19 protein-coding genes are annotated in these 20,392 nt (G+C 49.6%); 12 read left to right on the forward strand and 7 right to left on the reverse strand.

Going from position 1 to position 20,392, the window contains the following annotated elements:
- Positions 1-327 precede the first annotated feature (327 nt).
- On the reverse strand, positions 328-801 hold the full coding sequence (locus BSPA111_RS05260; RefSeq protein ID WP_183270104.1) for a MarR family winged helix-turn-helix transcriptional regulator: 474 nt from the start codon (positions 799-801) through the stop codon (positions 328-330).
- A gap of 300 nt (positions 802-1,101) precedes the next feature.
- On the opposite strand from BSPA111_RS05260, the gene hpaX reads away from it, so the two are divergent.
- Entirely contained in the window at positions 1,102-2,490 is a 1,389-nt protein-coding gene (hpaX, locus tag BSPA111_RS05265) for a 4-hydroxyphenylacetate permease (RefSeq protein WP_183270105.1), read from the forward strand.
- 202 nt (positions 2,491-2,692) lie between these two features.
- Positions 2,693-3,646: a LysR family transcriptional regulator gene (locus BSPA111_RS05270; RefSeq protein WP_183270106.1), complete on the forward strand. Its 954-nt coding sequence runs from the start codon at positions 2,693-2,695 to the stop codon at positions 3,644-3,646.
- Between the two features lie 70 nt (positions 3,647-3,716).
- Here BSPA111_RS05270 and BSPA111_RS05275 read toward each other — a convergent pair whose 3' ends face one another.
- Together BSPA111_RS05275 and BSPA111_RS05280 are read right to left on the reverse strand one after the other, a co-directional pair.
- Positions 3,717-3,905 carry a hypothetical protein gene (locus BSPA111_RS05275; protein WP_183270107.1) on the reverse strand — a complete coding sequence of 63 codons (189 nt, stop codon included), beginning with the start codon at positions 3,903-3,905 and terminating at the stop codon, positions 3,717-3,719.
- Positions 3,906-4,011: 106 nt separating this feature from the next.
- Positions 4,012-5,511 (reverse strand): MDR family MFS transporter, encoded by a 1,500-nt coding sequence (locus tag BSPA111_RS05280; RefSeq protein ID WP_373925626.1) that lies wholly within the window; start codon positions 5,509-5,511, stop codon positions 4,012-4,014.
- An 82-nt stretch (positions 5,512-5,593) separates the two neighbouring features.
- Here BSPA111_RS05280 and BSPA111_RS05285 point away from each other — a divergent pair, with 82 nt between their 5' ends.
- The 3 genes from BSPA111_RS05285 to ypdK all read left to right on the forward strand — a co-directional run bounded on the left by BSPA111_RS05285 (position 5,594) and on the right by ypdK (position 7,040).
- On the forward strand, positions 5,594-6,286 hold the full coding sequence (locus tag BSPA111_RS05285; RefSeq protein WP_183270109.1) for a TetR/AcrR family transcriptional regulator: 693 nt from the start codon (positions 5,594-5,596) through the stop codon (positions 6,284-6,286).
- Positions 6,287-6,466: 180 nt separating this feature from the next.
- Positions 6,467-6,637 (forward strand): hypothetical protein, encoded by a 171-nt coding sequence (locus tag BSPA111_RS05290; RefSeq protein WP_221200556.1) that lies wholly within the window; start codon positions 6,467-6,469, stop codon positions 6,635-6,637.
- A 328-nt stretch (positions 6,638-6,965) separates the two neighbouring features.
- A complete protein-coding gene (gene ypdK, locus BSPA111_RS22795; RefSeq protein ID WP_115631778.1) occupies positions 6,966-7,040 on the forward strand; it encodes a membrane protein YpdK in 75 nt (24 codons plus the stop codon).
- A gap of 88 nt (positions 7,041-7,128) precedes the next feature.
- Here the strand turns inward: ypdK and alaC are convergent, their stop codons facing one another.
- Positions 7,129-8,331 (reverse strand): alanine transaminase, encoded by a 1,203-nt coding sequence (alaC, locus tag BSPA111_RS05300; protein ID WP_183270111.1) that lies wholly within the window; start codon positions 8,329-8,331, stop codon positions 7,129-7,131.
- Positions 8,332-8,574: 243 nt separating this feature from the next.
- On the opposite strand from alaC, the gene BSPA111_RS05305 reads away from it, so the two are divergent.
- The 3 genes from BSPA111_RS05305 (at position 8,575) to BSPA111_RS05315 (ending at position 12,698) form a co-directional block, all read left to right on the forward strand.
- Positions 8,575-9,816: a DUF1479 domain-containing protein gene (locus BSPA111_RS05305; protein WP_183270112.1), complete on the forward strand. Its 1,242-nt coding sequence runs from the start codon at positions 8,575-8,577 to the stop codon at positions 9,814-9,816.
- A gap of 447 nt (positions 9,817-10,263) precedes the next feature.
- The gene (locus BSPA111_RS05310) at positions 10,264-11,970 is read left to right on the forward strand and encodes a sensor histidine kinase (RefSeq protein ID WP_183270113.1); all 1,707 of its coding nucleotides are present in this window, start codon (positions 10,264-10,266) and stop codon (positions 11,968-11,970) included.
- Positions 11,967-12,698 (forward strand): LytTR family DNA-binding domain-containing protein, encoded by a 732-nt coding sequence (locus tag BSPA111_RS05315; RefSeq protein ID WP_183270114.1) that lies wholly within the window; start codon positions 11,967-11,969, stop codon positions 12,696-12,698. The genes BSPA111_RS05310 and BSPA111_RS05315 overlap by 4 nt, the downstream gene beginning before the upstream one ends.
- Before the next feature lie 30 nt (positions 12,699-12,728).
- Here the strand turns inward: BSPA111_RS05315 and glk are convergent, their stop codons facing one another.
- Positions 12,729-13,694: a glucokinase gene (gene glk, locus BSPA111_RS05320; RefSeq protein ID WP_183270115.1), complete on the reverse strand. Its 966-nt coding sequence runs from the start codon at positions 13,692-13,694 to the stop codon at positions 12,729-12,731.
- 219 nt (positions 13,695-13,913) lie between these two features.
- Here glk and BSPA111_RS05325 point away from each other — a divergent pair, with 219 nt between their 5' ends.
- Positions 13,914-15,149, forward strand: coding sequence for an ion channel protein (locus tag BSPA111_RS05325; protein WP_183270116.1), 1,236 nt, complete (start codon positions 13,914-13,916; stop codon positions 15,147-15,149).
- On the opposite strand, the gene BSPA111_RS05330 is transcribed toward BSPA111_RS05325, so the two are convergent.
- A complete protein-coding gene (locus BSPA111_RS05330) occupies positions 15,146-16,804 on the reverse strand; it encodes an alpha-keto acid decarboxylase family protein (protein WP_183270117.1) in 1,659 nt (552 codons plus the stop codon). The genes BSPA111_RS05325 and BSPA111_RS05330 overlap by 4 nt on opposite strands.
- 234 nt (positions 16,805-17,038) lie before the next feature.
- Here BSPA111_RS05330 and mgrA point away from each other — a divergent pair, with 234 nt between their 5' ends.
- From mgrA to BSPA111_RS05345, 3 genes are all read left to right on the forward strand, one after another.
- Positions 17,039-18,028, forward strand: coding sequence for an L-glyceraldehyde 3-phosphate reductase (gene mgrA, locus BSPA111_RS05335; RefSeq protein WP_183270300.1), 990 nt, complete (start codon positions 17,039-17,041; stop codon positions 18,026-18,028).
- Between the two features lie 151 nt (positions 18,029-18,179).
- The gene (locus BSPA111_RS05340) at positions 18,180-18,536 is read left to right on the forward strand and encodes a DUF2502 domain-containing protein (protein WP_183270301.1); all 357 of its coding nucleotides are present in this window, start codon (positions 18,180-18,182) and stop codon (positions 18,534-18,536) included.
- 141 nt (positions 18,537-18,677) lie between these two features.
- Positions 18,678-19,076, forward strand: a complete 399-nt coding sequence (locus BSPA111_RS05345) for a YcgJ family protein (protein ID WP_183270118.1) — start codon at positions 18,678-18,680, stop codon at positions 19,074-19,076.
- A 65-nt stretch (positions 19,077-19,141) separates the two neighbouring features.
- On the opposite strand, the gene BSPA111_RS05350 is transcribed toward BSPA111_RS05345, so the two are convergent.
- Positions 19,142-20,380, reverse strand: a complete 1,239-nt coding sequence (locus BSPA111_RS05350; RefSeq protein ID WP_183270302.1) for an Nramp family divalent metal transporter — start codon at positions 20,378-20,380, stop codon at positions 19,142-19,144.
- Between the last annotated feature and the right edge of the window lie 12 nt (positions 20,381-20,392).

The following is a 20,392-nucleotide window of genomic DNA, read 5'->3' on the forward strand; positions in this document are numbered from 1 at the left end:
ACACCTTAATCAGAGAATGTGTATCATATTACGCAAGCAGTCATTGCCGCTTTTTTGTTCTGAGTGAAGATTAGTCAATCATGGAATATTTAGATGAAAATTCAAGTAATATTTCACGTTATTTTTACAAGTAAATAACATTAATATAACTGTAAATATACAATGGCTATTGGGTTATGTTGATGAATTAATAAGAGAAAAATGGCGGGCAGACAAAAAAGTCGTCATGAGGATTCAGGACGACGAGTGGATAAAAAATCTTATTTTACAGCAGGTTGAATTGAATTTTTAAGGCGGTCACAATTTTGTCATTCTGTGGTTTTTACATCAGAGCTCGTTGAGGTTAGCCAGAACTTTTCCCAGCGACAGGTTCATTTTTTCGACCTGAGAGGCGCTCATACCCTTAAACCCTTTCTCAAAAACTTTGCCAGCCAGACGATAAGCTTCTTCCACTTTTTCTTTTCCAACGGCGGTCAGCATCACTTCGGTTACCCGCGCGTCTTGTTCGCTGCTGGCGGTGGTCACTAATCCCTCTTCGCGCAGACGGCCCACAATTTTGGTTACGGTTGGCATTTTGACCATGGCGTGTTCAGAGATTTGCGAAATGCTGGCCTTGCCGTATTGCTGGGTGACCATCAAGACCCGGAACCCAGAAACGTCCAGCTGCACCTTTTTCAGCGTCACTTCCATGATTTGGGTATAGCGGGCGTAGACGTTGACTATCCAGTAAAACGGGAACTCTTCACGGTGAAAAACGGTGTCCGCAGGTTGATCATCCGGTGTTTTATTTAGATTACTCATGAAGTTCCTTACCGAGAAAGTCTTAGAGTTGGCGATTATACCTGCTAAACCCCAGCTGAACACAGCGCACCGGGCAAAGCAGCAGTACAAACCAGAGTGACGGGCGATTACCGCACACTTTATGATTCACAAATGCAACGTCGTTAACATTTTCGTATCATTTATCAAACACCGCATTGACATCCAATCCCTCTCTTTCCTATACGTTAGCGCACGTGTTTGCGTTGACTGGGATGGGAAGCGCTCAATCCTTGAAAACACGGAGCTGACAATACTTATAAACACAATGTGGAGCTCTACATGAACGAAAGTCCTTCTCTGGAACAGGCTCGCTCTGAAGTACTGGCCCCAACATCGCCAACCGAAATACCGCTGGATCCCCGGCAACAAGCGGTGATTAAAAAGCTATTTCGTCGGTTGATCATCTTCTTGTTTGTGCTGTTTGTTTTTTCGTATCTGGACCGTATTAATATTGGCTTTGCCGGTTTGACCATGGGCAAAGACCTGGGCCTGACCAGCACGATGTTTGGCCTGGCGACCACGTTGTTTTATGTGATGTATGTTATCTGCGGCGTGCCGAGTAACATCATGCTGAGTATTGTCGGTGCGCGCCGCTGGATTGCCGTGTTGATGGTGGTCTGGGGGATTGCGTCTACCGCGACCATGTTTGCCACCGGCCCCGGAAGTCTTTATGTCTTGCGAATGCTGGTCGGGATTGCTGAAGCTGGGTTCTTACCGGGTTTATTACTTTATTTAACCTTCTGGTTCCCTGCTCAATATCGTGCCCGTGCCAATGCCCTGTTTATGATTGCGATGCCGGTCACGATGGCGCTGGGTTCGCTCGCTTCCGGTTATATTCTGAATATGGATGGTTTACTCAACCTGAAAGGCTGGCAATGGTTGTTCCTGCTGGAAGGGTTCCCGTCGGTAATATTGGGCCTGGTGGTGTGGTTCTGGCTGGATGATTCACCGTCTAAAGCCAAATGGCTCACCGATGACGATAAAGCCTGTTTGAACGAAATGCTGGAAGCCGATCGGCTGAATATTATCAAGACTCAGCAGAGCGCTAATGTCGGTTTAACGCCACAACGAAGCATGCTGCGGGAATTATTTACCCCGGTAATCATGCTTTATACGCTGGCTTATTTCTGCCTGACGAATACCTTAAGCGCATTGAGTGTCTGGACGCCGCTTATTCTGCGCAGTTTTAATCAGGAAAGTAATAACATCACCATCGGTTTGCTCAGCGCGATTCCGCAAATTTGTACTATTGTCGGGATGATTTGGTGGAGTAAGCGTTCTGATCGATTTAATGAGCGCAAAATTCATACTCTGTTACCGTACCTGTTTGCCGCCGCAGGCTGGATATTAACCGCCTCAAGCACCAACCCGATGCTCCAGTTTACCGGTATTGTGATGGCCTCAGCGGGTGCGTTTGCCGCTATGGTGATTTTCTGGACTACGCCAGACCAGTCCATTTCACTGCAAGCTCGCGCGCTTGGGATTGCGGTTATTAACGCAACCGGTATGACCGGAGCCGCACTTGGGCCGCTTTTAATGGGCTGGATGAAAGATGTGACGGGTAATTTCAATGCTGGCATCTATATGGTTGCCGGGTTCCTTGTTTTAGGCGCTATCGTAATTTCATTGATTCCAATGAAAAAAGCGGCGCAATCCAGAAGCGTGTAAATACGCCGACTGAGTCAGGTTTTAATAAACCTGGCTCAGTCGTGATTTAAATTCTATTTATACCAAAAAAGACATTCTGAAAAAACAATATGCACGACATGTAAAAATAAACTATACTCATAAATTACATTATTTATCATTTTAACGAATAGTCGTGAATGGTTTCACTTCGCTTATTTTTCACTCAGGGAATATTTAAATCATGACTAATGAAAAGAATTTATCAAACCTCGAACGCTTCCACTCTTTCGATTTTAATTTATTATTAATATTTGAAGCTGTATTCATTCATTGTAGTGTAAAGAAAGCGGCGGAAACATTAAATTTAAGCGGCTCTGCAATAAGCCAATCATTGAACAAATTACGCCTGCACTTTTCCGATCCATTATTTGTACGAACAGGGCAAAAAATAGAACCCACAACCGTTGCAATTAAACTCCACTCTCAGATAAGCGTGAATTTTGGCAACCTGCTCGACTCTATTATTAATTTCTCAGCGAATACAACGACACATAAAGTGATGATTTATGCGTCTCCCTATCTTGCATTACGCATGTTGCCCGATCTTTGTGCAGATATTCAGAAAAGCGGTATTCCTTGTGAATTAGTCCACCTCTCTGCCGACTCGTTGCTCAATAACGGTGAAGATATACTGGCCTATCGTAAAGCGGATGTCGTGCTGGATACTCACCCTTATTATAGTTCTTCCGTCATTTCCAGGCTTTGCATGCAGGAAAATGTGGTGCCCGTGTGTCGGAAGGATCATCCCAATATCGAGACATTATTATCTCGTGAAAGCATCAAAAATGAATCAGCAACCTTTCTGAATGTAAACACTGTAGGGTTAAAAAGAGTACAGCGAGATATTGACGAGCATTTCCAGTCGCGCAATTTCACATTCAGCAGCAGTTCAGTATTTGTAAACTCCGCTGTTTCAGCGAAAACAGACAGTGTCAGTTTTGTGCCTAAGTGGTTTGCTGAAAACTTTGCTGATGCAATGGGGCTGAAAATACTTCAGAGCGATTTCAATGTTGCACCTGTTGATTTTTATATTAATTACAACAAAAGTTCGATGGGTAATGAGAACTTCGTAAAAATCATCACCAAAATAGAAGAGCACTTTACTTTAAAGATGAGAGAAGAAAATACTCATTAATAGCAATAAGGCCATAAACACAATATAAGGTGGTGATATTGCTTTCACCACTTCATCACTCAACCGTGCATTAATGAGTAAGCCATAAAGTTTGCATATCTCTTGCCGCTGGCTGTGGGTATTCCAGAATCATATCCCAATTCAGGCTGTACATTTTATCCGGCTGCGGTTGCAGCGTATCAAGACGAAACCCTTCCATAAAATCGCCTCCAGGCACGATTCGGTTACGTTTTCCCGCCGGGATGATAAGCAGCCGCACGCCAAAACCCACGCGCCTGAGCTGAAATTCAAAATTCAGCCAGAACGGTTTTTCAACCACGGGTGACGATTGATTGGCGAGGGTTCACTCATTAATCCTGGCTGGATTATTTACGCAGCGGTATGTCTTTCATTAATAGCGACAGCAGGAATGCGAACACCGCCACCCCTGCGGAAATGAGATACACCGAATGTAATGCCGAGCCAAAGGCTTGCAGATAATCATTTTGCAGCGCGACGGGAAGCTCATGAACCGCTTTTGCCCCCAGTTGGCGAGGCAACTGAGTGCCAGGCGGGATCAGTTCGATCAGTTTGTTTTGCAACACGTTAGTAAAGATTGCACCGAAAGCCGCCACACCAATAGAGCCACCGATCTGGCGGAACAGTGTGGTGCTGGAGGTCGCAACGCCAATCATTTTTTGCTCAACGCTGTTTTGTACCGCCAGTACCAACACTTGCATCACCATTCCTAAGCCAAAGCCCAACAGCGCGATGTACAAATACAAAGTGTGAATAGGTGAGTCGATTTTAAGCGTACCGAGCAGCAACATAGCGATAAAGGTCAGCAACGTGCCGATTATCGGGAAAATACGATAGCGCCCTATTTTGCTGATGATGCGGCCACTGATAATCGAAGTCAGCATCAGTCCGCCCATCAGCGGCAACAGTTGAATCCCCGCTTGCGTCGGCGTAGATGATTTCACTACCTGCAAGTAAAGCGGCAAAAACGTCATCGAACCAAACAGCGACATACCGATAATAAAGCCAATCAGGCAACTCAATAAGAACGTACGGTCACGAAACAAACCCAGGGGAATGATCGGCTCGAAGGCGCGACGCTCTTCATAAATAAAGCCCCCGAGTGTCACCACAAAGAAGGCAAAAATGCACCACAGCTGAGGGTCAGACCACGCCATCACGGTTCCGCCCTGGCTGGTAAACAGAATTAAGCAGGTTAGTGACGCGGCGAGATAACCCGCACCGAGAAAATCGATTTGATGGCGAATGCGCGCCGTTTGCGGTTTTAACACCGCGCCAATGACCAGCAACGCATAAATACCGAGCGGTAAGTTAATGTAGAAAATCCAACGCCATGAAAAATGCTCAACCAGGAAACCGCCGATCAGCGGCCCAATCACGGTGGCAAGTCCAAACACACCGCCAAACAATCCCTGATATTTGCCGCGGTCCGCAGGCGGGATAACATCCCCCACCGCTGCCATCGTGACCACCATCAAGCCGCCGCCGCCCAACCCTTGCAAGGCACGCATCAGTATCAACTGGGTCATATTTTGCGCCACACCGCATAACACCGAGCCAAGCAGAAACACCACGATCGCCGTTTGCAGAACGATTTTCCGCCCCAGTAAATCGCCAAATTTTCCGTACAGCGGCACCACGATGGTGGAAGAAAGCAAATATGCGGTGACCACCCAGGAGAGTTTTTCCAGCCCGCCCAGCTCACTGACAATGGTTGGCAAGGCGGTGGAGACGATCGTCTGGTCGAGTGCGGCAAGTAGCATGACCAACATCAGCGCACAGAACAGCAAACGAACCGAGGTCGCCTGCTGCTGCGTTTCTGTCTGGGGCGTTTCTGCGGCTGTCATCATATCGGTTTGCTTGTAATTAATTAACTGGATAATTAATATATGTGCAATGGATTCACCTGGTCAATGGAGCTCGCACAAAATGTCACCTGAAAATGGCAGTGAACATTCCGAAAAACTCGCCGCTGGCGGCCAAAAACGTCGCCCTGGGCGTCCTGCCGGAACCCGCAAGAGTGCCGATAAGCGCGACCTCCTGCTCGATACCGCATTAAACCTGTTTTCAACTTTTGGGATTGCTCAGACGCCACTTAGCGCAATTGCTGCTGAAGCTGGTGTCACGCCTGCAATGCTGCATTACTATTTTAAAACCCGCGAACAACTGCTGGATGTGCTGATTGATGAGCGTTACATGCCAGTGCGTAAATCAATGGGCGGCGCGTTCGGGGAGTACCCTGATGACCCTGTCTGCGCCCTCACCGCCCTGACGCAAAAATTTATTGATGTTTCGATGCTGCATCGGTGGTTTGCACCACTGTGGATTCGGGAAGTGCTGAGCGAAACCGGGCTGTTAAAACAACGCATTGATGCCCGTTTTGGCTCACAAGAGCGGGATTCCGCGCAGATGTGGATCCGCAAATGGCAAGAGGAAGGACGTTTAAACCCCGAACTCGAACCGGAATTATTGTTTATTTCGCTGTTTGGCTTAACGCTTTTACCCGTTGCCCGTTTGCAGCAGGATATCCGTAATGGTGAAACCCGCCTGAACACGGAGCGACTTTCGCGTCATATTGCAGCACTGTTGAAATCTGGCGTTGGCCATACCCCAGGCGTTTAGAAACATTTTGTCGGAAATTAAACACATTGATCGCATCAATGATTAAGCATTTTCCTAATTTACCCATATTGAAGATGGTAGATTATGCCAGCGTCAGAAACGGCGTTTCGTTTCGGCGTTTTCTTCAACATTTTGGGTTAAACAGCAATGAAAAAAATAATGTTAATGATGGTAGTGAGTATGGTTGGAACATTGGTAGGTTGCAGCACTTCGGCACAACGCCAGGCAGATTGCCAGGCACAGGGAATCAGCAAAGATACCTGTTACCTTGCTGAGCAGAATCGTCAGAACTCAATCAATAACGCAGCAATGAAGCAGGCGATGGAAAACGCCACCAACGCAACCAAATAATCTCCACATTAACAGGCTCTTTTGGGCCTGTTTTTTCGCAAAGAATTCGCCTCGCAACAACGTTTTTTCATCTCCGCCACAGTCTTTTCACTTGATAAAAAACCCTTTTAATTCAAAAGATTTATTATTTTATCGCCGCGTGAATTGTAAAGTTTAAAAAATGATTGCCACTGCCGTTTTCCGCCCCTTGTATTCCGCCTTCCAGGGAGAGTACATTAGCGCCGTCGAACCCGGGGTTCGGCAACAGAACACGATGTGGAACGGCCACCTGTTTCTATACTGAATTCTTTAGCAAAATTGCGCGGACGAACGCGCGGAGCAATGTAACGTGAAATATTTCATGATGGGGTTGTCATTCATTTTGTTGGTTTGGGTGGGTACGTTTGTGATGATGGTTGAATAACCTTACCGGTCATACTTCGAGTTGCAATGTCTGCAACTCGAATGATTTAGCTCACGAACAACACGTTGTTTTTATTGACTTAATTCCATCAAATAACACCATCGGCACGAAACATCGCTTTAATACCGCGCACGGCCTGCCGGATGCGATCGCGGTTTTCAATTAATGCGAAGCGCACATGGGTGTCACCGTAGTCACCAAAACCCACACCTGGCGAGACACACACCTTCGCCTCCTGAAGCAGTTTTTTAGCAAACTCCAGCGACCCCATCGCCGCATATTTTTCTGGAATTTTCGCCCACACATACATCGACGCTTTCGGGCATTCCACCATCCAACCCGCTTCGTGCAAGCCTTTTACTAATACATCACGGCGACGTTTGTACTGTTCAGCAATATCACGCACACATTGCTGGTCACCTTCGAGTGCCGCAATCGCCGCGACTTGCAGCGGCGTAAAGGTGCCGTAGTCGTGGTAGCTTTTGATTCGTGCCAGCGCATTCACCAGCTCTTTGTTGCCTACCATAAAACCAATGCGCCAGCCTGCCATGTTGTAGCTTTTCGACAGGGTGAAGAATTCAACGGCGACATCGCGTGCGCCGGGCACTTCCATAATTGACGGGGCTTTCCAGCCATCATAAACGATGTCGGCATATGCCAAATCATGCACCACCAGCACGTCGTACTGTTTTGCCAGCGCCACTACCCTTTCGAAAAACTCCAGCTCCACGCACTGCGCGGTTGGGTTCGACGGGAAGCCGAGGATCATCATTTTCGGTTTCGGATAGCTTTCACGAATCGCACGTTCAAGCTCGGCAAAGAAATCAACGCCTTCCACCAGCGGCACTGAGCGCACTTGCGCCCCGGCAATAACCGCACCGTAAATATGAATTGGGTAACTTGGGTTTGGCACCAGCACGGTGTCGCCGTGGTCGAGGGTTGCCAGCATCAAGTGTGCCAGGCCTTCTTTCGAACCAATGGTGACAATCGCTTCGCTCTCGGGATCGATTTCAACGTCGTAGCGATCTTTGTACCAGCGAGAAATTGCGCGACGTAAGCGCGGAATGCCTCGGGAGGTGGAGTAACCGTGCGTGTCTTCGCGCTGCGCAACCGTGCAGAGTTTTTCAACGATATGCGGTGGAGTCGGGCCATCAGGATTGCCCATACTGAAATCGATAATATCTTCGCCACGACGACGAGCCGCCATTTTCAGTTCAGCGGTGATATTAAACACATACGGCGGGAGACGATCGATACGCGAAAAACGACGTTTTGGACTGGAGTCAGCCATAAATTCCTCAGATAACGTTAGCGCCCGGACCGTCCGAGCGACGCTGCCACGTGATGTGGCTTGCTTAGAAAATAGCCTGAATAAAAATCATCTGTCGAGAGGGAAAGAGAAATATTTTTAACTCCCCATAAAAGAGGAAGCTTCATTTGAAGCTTATCCCTATTTTGTTTGATTAAACTAAATTACATTAACCATGTCGCAACAAACCAATAACTTCAGTTTCCGATGACGTGGAGCACTACCATGACCCTACACATTGATGACGTACCGCGTGCTATCCGTGAGATAAAACAAAAACTTCGCCACGAGCTGCCTGGCTACAAAGCCGCTTTTGAACAACTCGAAGGCGACATGAAACGCCAGATTGCAGAAATTCGCGCTGAAATGGATCGCGGTGAAAATCCTGTGCCGCAGATTAACGCCGACGACATTGTGAATCATCGCGTCAGCGAGCAACAAAAGGCGCTGATTCGCCAGCGCGGCTGCTGCACCGTCAAAGGCGTTTTCCCACATGCTCAGGCTCAAGCCTGGAATGAGGAAGTCGGGAATTATCTGGAGCGAAATAACTTCGTCGAGAAATTGAAAAATGCGGCAGAAGACAACTATTTCGGCACACTTGCTGCAAGTAAACCGCAAATCTATGGCATTTATTGGTCGAAGCCACAGGTCGAAGCACGCCAACATGCACGCATGAAAGCGGTGCAGGTTTTCCTGAACAATTTATGGGAAACCGAGAGCAACGGTAAGCAGCATTTCGACCCGGATCGCGTGGTGAGCTATGCCGACCGAACTCGCCGTCGTCCGCCTCGTTCTAACTCTTTGGGCCTGTCTCCGCATGTGGATGGCGGTTCTGTTGAACGCTGGCTGGATGAGAATTTCCGTCATGTTTACCGTCATGTGTTCTCCGGCGAGTGGCAGAAGTACAACCCGTTCGCCGCAGAAGGTCGTACAGAAGTACGAGAATTCCCGTCCCCGGCAGTCTGTTCTATGTTCCGTACTTTTCAGGGCTGGACGGCTCTTAGCCCACAGCGTAAGCATGGCGGCACGTTGACGTTGCTGCCGGTAGCGAACGCGATGGCTTACATTTTGCTGCGAGCATTACAAGACGATGTGCCGGAAGAGTCGTTGTGTGAAGCAAAACCTGGGCGTGCACTTTCTATTAACGAACAGTGGCATCCCCTTTTACTTACTGGGATTTCCTCAATTCCGAATATGGAAGCGGGCGATACCGTTTTCTGGCACTGCGATGTGATTCATGCCGTTGAAAATGAGCATCAGGGTGAGTTCGATAGCAACGTGATGTATATCGCCGCCGCGCCGTGGTGTGAGAAAAATGCCGCGTATCTCGAACGCCAGTGGTCATCATTTGTTGAAGGGAAATCACCGCCTGATTTTGCTGCCGATGATTTTGAAGTGGATTTTGACGGACGCGCGACACCTGGTGATTTAACCCCTGCGGGTCGTGAACAATTGGGCGGGAAGTAGTTTTCCCCTCACCCTAACCCTCTCCCCAGGGAGAGGGAATTGTCAGTTTCAGTCTCCCCTTCACCCCAGGGAGAGGGGATTGTCAGTTTCAGTCTCCCCTTCACCCCAGGGAGAGGGGATTGTCAGTTTCAGTATCCCCTTCTCCCCAGGAGAGGGGATTGTCAGTTTCAGTTTCCCCTTCACCCCAGGGAGAGGGGATTGTCAGTTTCAGTTTCCCCTTCACCCCAGGGAGAGGGGATTGTCAGTTTCAGTTTCCCCTTCTCCCCAGGGAGAGGGGATTGTCAGTTTCAGTTTCCCCTTCTCCCAGGGAGAGGGAATTGTTAGTTTCTCCTTCTCCTGGGGGAGAAGGCTGGGATGAGGGCGTTTCATGCAAAAGTGTCCATTTCTGGTAACCGCTGAGTAATTTCCTTATCATTGCCCTTCCATTCTTTGTCACTCGAGTCACCCGTGCACGAAATTTTTGACATGCTGCTGGCGGTATTTGACCGGGCGGCGCTGATGCTTATTTGCCTGTTCTTTTTAATTCGCATCCGTCTGTTCCGCGAACTACTGCATAAAAATGCCCACACGCCCAAAGAGTTATTAGCGGTCACCGCTATTTTCTCTATGTTTGCTTTGTTCAGCACCTGGTCTGGCGTGCATGTTGAAGGCTCGCTGGTCAATGTGCGAATTATCGCCGTGATGGCGGGCGGGATCTTATTTGGCCCCTGGGTGGGTATCATTACCGGGATTATTGCCGGGCTTCACCGTTATCTTATTGATATAGGCGGTATTACCGCTATTCCCTGCCTAATTACCAGTATTATCGCCGGGTGTATTGCCGGTTGGATTAATCGCAAAATCCCGAAAGAGCAGCATTGGCGCGTGGGAATTATTGCTGGGATGTTGTGCGAAACGATGACCATGATTCTGGTGGTGCTGTGGGCTCCGTCAGTATCTTTAGGAATCGACATCGTTTCAAAGATTGGTATTCCTATGATTATCGGCACCGTCTCCATCGGCTTTATTGTGCTACTGGTGCAAAGTGTCGAAGGTGAAAAAGAGGCCAGCGCTGCGCGCCAGGCCAAGCTAGCGCTGGATATCGCCAACAAAACGCTGCCGCTATTCCGTAACGTGAACAGCGAATCACTGCGCCAGGTTTGCGATATTATTCGCAATGATATTAACGCCGATGCCGTGGCGATTACCGATATCGACAAAGTGCTGGCTTATGTGGGTGTTGGGGAAAATAACTATAAGCAGAATGATGTGGGTATTAGCCCCAGAACCCAGCTTTCGCTACGTGAAGGAAAGATAATCATCAGGAATAATGATGAAGCCTACCGGACCCCGGAAATTCACTCGCTCATTATTATTCCGCTGTGGGAAAAAGGGGTCGTCACCGGCACGCTGAAAATCTATTACCGCCACGCGCACCAGATCACCTCAACGTTGCAAGAAATGGCGGTCGGACTTTCGCAAATTATCTCAACGCAGTTGGAAGTTTCTCGTGCAGAACAGCTGCGCGAGATGGCCAATAAAGCCGAGTTACGCGCGCTACAAAGCAAGATTAACCCCCATTTTCTGTTCAATGCGCTGAATGCTATTTCTTCCTCTATTCGTATGAATCCCGATACCGCGCGCCAGCTGATTTATAACTTGTCGCGTTATCTGCGCTATAACATTGAATTAAAAGACGATGAGCAGATCGATATCAGGAAAGAGCTGTATCAGATTAAGGATTACATCACCATTGAGCAGGCGCGTTTTGGCGACAAGCTGACCGTGATTTATAACATTGATGAAGAGGTGAATTGCCTGATCCCCAGCCTGCTCATTCAGCCACTGGTGGAGAATGCGATTGTCCACGGAATACAGCCGTGTAAAGGCAAAGGTGTGGTCACCATCAGCGTTGAAGAGAGCGGCAATCGCGTGCGTATTGCGGTGAGGGACACCGGTAATGGTATTGATCCGCAGGTTATTGAACGCGTGGAAGCCAACGAAATGCCCGGCAATAAAATTGGCCTGCTGAATGTGCACCACCGCGTAAAATTACTTTATGGCGAAGGGTTGCTTATCCGCCGCCTTGAGCCGGGTACTGAGATTGCGTTTTACGTGCCTCACGCCGCCGCTGCCGTTCCCCCGTTATTGTCGCAACAAGGAGGTCATGCATGAAAGTTCTCATCGTAGAAGATGAAGTGCTGGCGCAGCAGGAACTGAACTGGCTGATTAAAGAATATAGCCAGATGGATGTTGTCGGTATATTTGATGACGGCATGGATGTACTGAAATATCTTCAGCATCATGAAGTTGACGCCATATTTTTGGACATCAACATTCCATCATTAGACGGTGTTTTGCTAGCGCAAAATATCAGTAAGTTTGCCCATAAGCCGTTTATTGTGTTTATCACGGCCTGGAAAGAACACGCAGTAGAAGCCTTTGAGCTGGAAGCGTTCGACTACATTCTGAAGCCTTATCAAGAGTCACGCATTATTGGGATGCTGCAAAAACTGGAAGCCGCTTACCAGCAACAAAACGCGCCAGCATCTGGAAACACCTCAAGCCGTGAAGCGCTGACGATTAATCTGGTGAAAGATGAGCGTATTATCGTTACGGATATTAACGATATTTACTACGCTGAAGCCCACGAGAAAATGACGTTTGTCTATACCCGGCGTGAAGCGTACGTGATGTCGATGAATATCACTGAGTTTTGCAACCGCCTGCCTGAAAGCCATTTCTTCCGCTGCCATCGCTCCTATTGCGTGAACCTCAGCAAAATCCGCGAGATTGAGCCGTGGTTTAACAATACCTATATTTTGCGTCTACGGGATTTGGATTTTCAGGTGCCAGTGAGTCGCAGCAAAGTGAAAGAGTTTCGTCAGTTAATGCGGTTGTAAAACGGGCGCAAGAATTTGCGCCCGTCTGGATTACAGAACTTGCCCCAGCGTTTGGCGCAAATGCGCACCCGCCCCCAGCAAGCCGGGTTGGTCGTGAACAATCAGGTACACCGGAATATTGTGTACATACTCTTTAAAGCGCCCTTTATCTTCAAAACCACCGCGGAAACCGGAAGCTTTAAAGAACTCGAGGAAGCGTGGCACGATACCGCCCGCGATGTACACGCCGCCAAACGTCCCGAGGGTCAACGCGAGGTTGCCACCAAAACGCCCAAGGATGACGCAGAACAGTGACAACGCACGACGGCAGTCGGTGCAACTGTCTTCCACTGCCTTTTCGGTGATGTCTTTCGGCTTATAGTTTTCTGGCTCACGCCCGTCTGATTTAACAATCGCGCGATATAAATTCACTAAACCTGGGCCTGAGAGCACGCGTTCTGCGGAAACGTGGCCGATTTCAGTGCGCAGCTCTTCGAGGATAATCCCCTCTTCTTCGCTGTTTGGCGCAAAATCGACGTGGCCACCTTCGCCCGGGAGACTCACCCAGCGTTTATCAACATGAACAAGGTGCGCGACCCCAAGTCCGGTGCCTGCACCGTAAACCGCAACCGGTTTGCCTTCTACTGGCTCACCGCCGCCGAACTTAATCAGTTGCTCTTCTTTGAGGGACGGAATCGCCATCGAAACGGCGGTAAAGTCGTTGATAATTTCCAGATGCTCGAAGCCAAGGTTCTTTTTCATCTCAGCAGTAGAGAAGGCCCAGGTATGGTTGGTCATCGCTACCCAATCACCGGTAATTGGGCAGGCAATGGCAATACAACCATCAGTCACGGCGACATTGTGCTCTTTGAGATAATGCACCACGACAGCTTCCAGGCTTGGGAAATCAAGGCCCGAATAGGTTTTCGCCTGGGTGATGTCACCATTTTCAACGTTGCACAGTGCCAGACGCGCATTGGTGCCGCCCACATCTCCCACCAAAGCATATTTTGTCATTCTTTCACTGCTCCGCTAAAGTCAAAATAAGATCTGGCATCACTGTAAAATTAGCTAGCCTAAACAACAACGACCAGATGAGAAGTGCCTTGGGATTATAGATCTTCGTCACAGATTAGCTTGAGCGTTTCAGCCCTTATTGCACCAACGCTTAAAACTCATCAGGCATACTGTTTGCCGCGGCGATTTGCGCTTAAAAAATTAGAGTAAGGAAAATTTATGCTCCATCCGCGAGCCAGAACCATGTTGGTTCTTTCTATCCCTGCGTTAGTCATTGGGGTTTGTTCCAGTCTGGTATTGATTGTGGTGATGAAAGTCGCCGCAGTTTTGCAGAAATATTTATGGGTCACCCTTCCCGCACATTTCGATCTCAATATGAATTCCCCGATGTGGATTCTTTTGATGCTGACTTTCACCGGTATCGCGGTTGGGTTGGTGATTCGCTATATGCCAGGCCATGCCGGCCCCGATCCGTCGACAGAACCCTTGATTGGTTCACCCATCCCAGTGATGGTGCTGCCAGGATTGATTATTGCGCTGGTGCTCGGTCTTGCCGGTGGGGTAAGCCTCGGCCCGGAACATCCTATTATGTCGGTGAATATTGCACTGGCGGTGGCGATTGGCGCGCGCTTATTACCTAAAGTTGCCGCACTCGACTGGACGATTCTCGCCGCAGCAGGAACCATCGGTGCGTTATTTGGTACGCCGGTTGCGGCTGCATTGGTATTTTCGCAAATGCTGAATGGCAGCAACGAGGTCCCTTTGTGGGATCGGCTTTTCACGCCACTGATGGCAGCAGCAGCCGGAGCGATGACTACCGATTTATTCTTCCAGCCTGATTTCTCTCTATCTGCGCTGGAATATTCGGAATTCCGCCTGGTGGATGTCTTTAGTGGGGCCGTGGTCGCCACTATCGCTATTGCATTGGGCATGGTCGCCGTCTGGTGCCTGCCGCGCGCGCATCGCATGTTCCACCAGCTCAAACACCCGGTATTGGTGCTTGGAACGGGTGGTTTTCTGTTGGGCGTACTCGGGCTGATTGGCGGTGAAGTCACCTTGTTCAAAGGGCTGGATGAAATGCGCCAGTTAGGCAGCGCTCAGAATTATTCCGTGGCGACGTTGCTGATGTTTGCGGTGGTAAAACTGACTGCCCTGGTGATTGCATCAGCCTGTGGCTTCCGCGGTGGACGGATATTCCCTGTGGTGTTCGTCGGTGTCGCGCTGGGCATGATGCTCCATCAGCATGTCGAAGCGGTTCCAGCCGCGATTACATTGTCTTGTGCCATCCTTGGCCTGGTATTGGTTGTTACGCGTGATGGCTGGCTCAGCCTGTTTATGGCCATGGCCGTGGTGCCAGATATCAAACTGCTTCCGCTGCTGTGTATCGTTATGCTCCCGGCCTGGTTAATGCTGGCCGGTAAACCGGTGATGATGGCCGATAAGCCGAAAGTTTAGTCCTTCGCGGCATTGCGTTTCGCCAGCGATGTCGTGATAGCCTGCAACAATTCGGGGATATCCTGTTTGGGCAGAACGACTTCCACCAGTGACAGTCGTTCTGCTTTTGCCACCTTCTGCATCACCTCTTCCAGTTGCACCGTTTCTGTCACCCGCCAGCATTGTGCCTGATTGTTAACGTTCATCGCCTGTGGTACTTGCGTCCAGTTCCACGGCGCAATGTCGTTATATCTTTGCTCCGCGCCATGAATCGCCCGCTCCACGGTGTAACCATCGTTATTGAGCAAGAAAATAATGGGCCGCTGTTGGTCACGCATCATTGAACCCATTTCCTGAATGGTGAGTTGCGCCGAACCATCTCCCACCAGCAACACCAGTCGCCGGTTTGGGCAGGCCGTTTGCGCACCAAATGCGGCGGGGAGTGTAAAACCAATCGAGCCCCAGAGCGGCTGAGCGATAAACGTCACGCCTGCGGGTAAGGTCAGCGTTGCGGCACCAAATGCGGCGGTTCCCTGGTCGGCAAGTACGATGTCCCCGGCTTGCAGGAAGTTTTGCATACACTGCCAGAAAGCGTGCTGGTCGAGTATTCCGTTAGTCGCAGCAGGCAGAGCCGGTGGCTTTTGTTGAGGTACAGACCAACCGGAAACCTGGAGCTTACACAACTGATGCAGCACCTCAACCGCTTGCGCCATTGCAATCCCGCTAAACCAACGATCGCCAATACGCGTGGCATATGGCTGGATGTCGATAGTCTGTTGTACGGTGAAATGTTGTGTGAATCCGGCGGTGAGCGTGTCAGTGAATTTGACGCCGACGCAGATGACAAGCTCGGCCTTTTCAATGGACTGAATCACCTTTTCATCACTGGCGGAGGCGCTATAGGTCCCGACAAACCCCAACTGCCCTTCATCGAATAAGCCTTTCCCCATCAATAATGTGGCATGAGGCATCGGGGTGTCATCCATCCATTGTTGCAGCGTTTTTTGTTGCCCAAAACGCAGCGCCAGAAAATCAGCCAATAACGCAACGCTGCGGCTCTCCGCCAGACGCTCCTGAACACATGCGCGGAATTCGGCCATTAATGCGGGATCGCAGCCTGATGGTGTAGCGAAAAGAGGCTGAGTCGGGCGAGTCGCAGGAACCTGAGAGACATCACTGGGGAGGAGTAGATAGCCTGGGCGGCTCTGAGTCAGCGCCTGCTGTAAAACACGGTCGATTTCATAACATGCATTTTCTGCAGTGAGCGAAGCCTGAGCGACCGTCACCTCCTTCGCCATTCTTGCAAAATGACCAAAATCCCCATCGCCGAGAGTGTGGTGGAGCAATTCACCACGCCGCTGCGCCCCAAGGCAGGGAGCTCCTACGATGTGGATGACCGGGAGATATTCGGCATAGCTTCCGGCTATCCCATTGATCGCGCTTAACTCGCCAACGCCAAATGTCGTGAGCAGTGCTGCCGCACCGTTGCAACGCGCATAGCCGTCGGCGGCGTAAGCCGCGTTCAGTTCGTTGGCACACCCAACCCAGGCGAGCGTCGGGTTTTCAATCACACTATCCAGAAACTGTAAGTTGTAGTCACCCGGGACACCAAATAAATGGTTGATCCCAGCTTCAGTGAATCGGTCCAGAATATAGTCCGCTACACGGTAAGTCATGACGCATTCCTTCTCAGAGGGATTACAGTGAGTATTGGACATATGTGATCGCTGTCGAGTAACCACGACAATAAGGCAGTGGAAAGAGGGATTTACACTTAACTGGGGTGTAGTCTGATAGCCTGAAACGTTGTGAAACCGTATACACTAATTCTGTATTGTGTAAGTTGCAGGTAAGCCATTTACCCTGCGACTGAGAGTATGACGGGTTATTTTACTGACAAGGGAACCAACATGGTCTATCAGGCAAGTTCTGCGCGTTATGAATCAATGGAATACCGCCGATGTGGGCGTAGTGGACTCAAACTCCCCGCTATTTCGCTGGGCTTATGGCACAACTTTGGTGATACCACGTTGCTGGATAACAGCCGCCAGCTGTTACACCGTGCTTTTGATTCGGGGATTACCCATTTTGACCTCGCAAATAACTACGGCCCGCCTCCTGGTTCTGCAGAAGAAAACTTTGGTCGCATCCTGCGTGAGGATTTCCTGCCATACCGTGATGAGCTGATTATTTCATCGAAAGCGGGATACACCATGTGGGATGGCCCTTATGGCGATTGGGGCTCACGTAAGTATCTGATTTCAAGCCTTAACCAGAGCCTGAAGCGTATGGGGCTTGAGTATGTCGACATCTTCTATCATCACCGTCCTGATCCTGAAACGCCGCTGGAAGAGACCATGCGAGCGCTGGATACCGTCGTGCGCCAGGGTAAAGCACTGTATGTCGGCATTTCAAACTATCCCGCAGAACTTGCTGCTCAAGCCATTGATATTTTAAACTATCTTGGCACGCCGTGTCTTATCCACCAGCCTCGTTATTCGATGTTCGAACGTTGGGTGGAAGCCAGTTTGCTGGATGTTCTGCAAGAGAAAGGGGTCGGCAGCATTGCGTTTTCGCCGCTGGCGGGTGGACAGTTGACCGATCGCTATCTGGATGGGATCCCGGCAGACTCGAGGGCCGCCAGCGGTAGCAAGTTCCTTAATGCTGACCAACTCACTGCTGATAAGCTAGAAAAAGTGCGCAAATTGAATGCGATAGCGCTACGTCGTGGGCAGAAGCTTTCCCAGATGGCACTGGCGTGGGTACTGCGTGGGGATAAGGTGACGTCAGTATTGATTGGGGCAAGCAAGATTGGCCAAATTGATGATGCCGTCGGTATGTTAGCGAATCGTCATTTCACCGCAGCAGAACTTGCAGAGATCGAAGAGATACTCATGTAACCGCTAACACCAATGTGTTAAAACTTGTCCATTTTTAGCAAAAAGTGCTCTCTTAAGCGATTTAGGAGTTGTGGCGATGAAACACTTAGTTACCACAACTTACTATTGCATTAACAAGCCGCCTGGCGGTTATCGTGTATTAGGAGAGAGTATGTTCAGGTCACTGATTCTTGCAGTTGCATTACTGGCCTCCGTGCCGCTAGTGGCGAATGCGGGCGAAATCACCCTGCTGCCGTCTGTTAAGCTTCAAATAGGTGATCAGGATTATCGCGGTAATTACTGGGATGGTGGCGGTTGGCGTGACCGCGATTACTGGCGTAATCACTATGAATGGCGCGAAAACCGCTGGCACCGTCATGACAACGGCTATCATCGTGGTTGGTATAAAGACCGTGGCCGTAGCAGCTTTGAGAAGGGCTACCGCGCGGGCTGGAACGATCGGGATGATCATCGTGGGCGTGGCGATCATGGTCGCGGACATGGACATGGCGGTGGCCATCGTCATTAATGACCAAACTGAAGAGTCTCTTCCTGGAGCTGAAGCTCTGAGGCTAATCAGTTAAGCTTTGCAGGGAGCTGTAACGCATTGCGTTGCAGCTTCCAAACATCCCCAGATAGCAAAGTCATTTCCCAAAAGGTAAGTTATCCAATGAAAAAACTCCTTCTCCTGGCCCCCCTGGCAATCGCACTGACTGCAGGTTCCCTGTCCGCTCATGCGAATCAACGGAGTTCAATCAAGAACCCGGCAACAGGGGTTTTATGCGACAAGTATGTCTGTGCCGATGACAAAGGTATCTCTCAAACACTCACGGGTAAGTATCTGGGTAAGACTGCGGCAAATAATAAATTATTTACCACCAAAGACGTTGTGCTGACCGAGTTTACTTTTTCAAACGGGATCTTCTGCGATGTGAAGGAACGGTTATGTCGTGAAGACAGGTACTACGGCGCGGATGGGAAGCGTTCTGGGAAGATTTCCAGTAAATATACCCAGTTATTGTTTGGTGAGACACCTTCAATAAAATCAAGCGAAGCTGGCAAGTCTTAGCCCCCTTTTTAGGTTTTGTAAGGTGAATGGACGATGTGCCATTCACCTTACGATGTTCCAACTGGCTACAGCCCTAAAACCGTGCCAATCAACAACCACAAATTCAGCGCAACGACGATTGCCACAATCACCCAGCCAGTCATCTTAATCACACGCGTATTCACCAGGTCGCCCATCAGTTTGTCATTGCTGGTGAAAATCAGTAGCGGAACCAGGGCAAGGGCAATCCCGAAGCTCAGCAATACCTGGCTCATCACCAGAATCCGTGTCGGATCAAGCCCCATCAGAATCACAATGAATGAAGGTGCCATGGTCACGGAGCGACGAACCCACAACGGGATATAGAAGCGGACGAAACCCTGCATCACCACCTGCCCGGCTAACGTCCCCACGACGGTGGATGACAAACCCGCAGCGACAAGGCTTAAACCAAAGATTGTGGCCGCTGAATGGCTCAGCAACGGTTGCAGCGTGAGGTAAGCTTCATCGAGGTCGGCGACACCAGTGTGGCCTGAGAAATGAAACGCAGCGGCGGCGGTTGCCATCATCGCCAGGTTAACAAACCCTGCAATGGTCATCGCAATCGCAACATCCCATTTGGTTGCAGAATACCGTTCGGCCCGATTTCCCTCATGCATATGCTGGGTCAGCGACGAGTGCAGATAGATTACGTGCGGCATGATGGTTGCACCGAGCACGCCCGCAGCAAGAAATACAGCTTCGCTGGTTGGCAAGGAAGGAATCAGCATCCCTTTCCCTAATTCCACCAATTTAGGCTGCGAGAAAATAAGCTCGACGATATAGGCCGCTGCCACAAACAACAGTAATCCGCCAATCACTTTCTCAAGGGGCTTCTGACCACGCCGTTGCAGCATCAGTATCAGGAATGTGGCAATACCGGTTAGCACTGCACCTTGTAATAAAGAGACGCCGAGGATCAGTTTGAAACCAATCGCCGCACCGATGAATTCAGCGAGATCCGTCGCCATGGCAATGATTTCGGCTTGTATCCAGTAAAGCCAGACGACGGGACGCGGATAATGATCGCGAATCTGTTCGGCAAGGTTTTTACCCGTTGCGATACCGAGTTTTGCAGACAGGATTTGGATGAGCATCGCCATCAGGTTCGCCCAGACCACCACCCACAGCAATTTATAGCCAAAGCTGGCACCCGCCTGGATGTTAGTCGCAAAGTTGCCGGGATCGATATAACCGATGGCAGCGATAAAGGCTGGTCCCATTAACGCCAGGCGTAATCTTCGCGCTGTGCGAGTACCACTATTTTCAACGCGACTGTTATTCATCATCTGCCTCTG

Source organism: Buttiauxella sp. A111 (assembly GCF_014189855.1).
In the GTDB taxonomy this organism is placed as follows: Bacteria; Pseudomonadota; Gammaproteobacteria; order Enterobacterales; family Enterobacteriaceae; genus Buttiauxella; species Buttiauxella selenatireducens.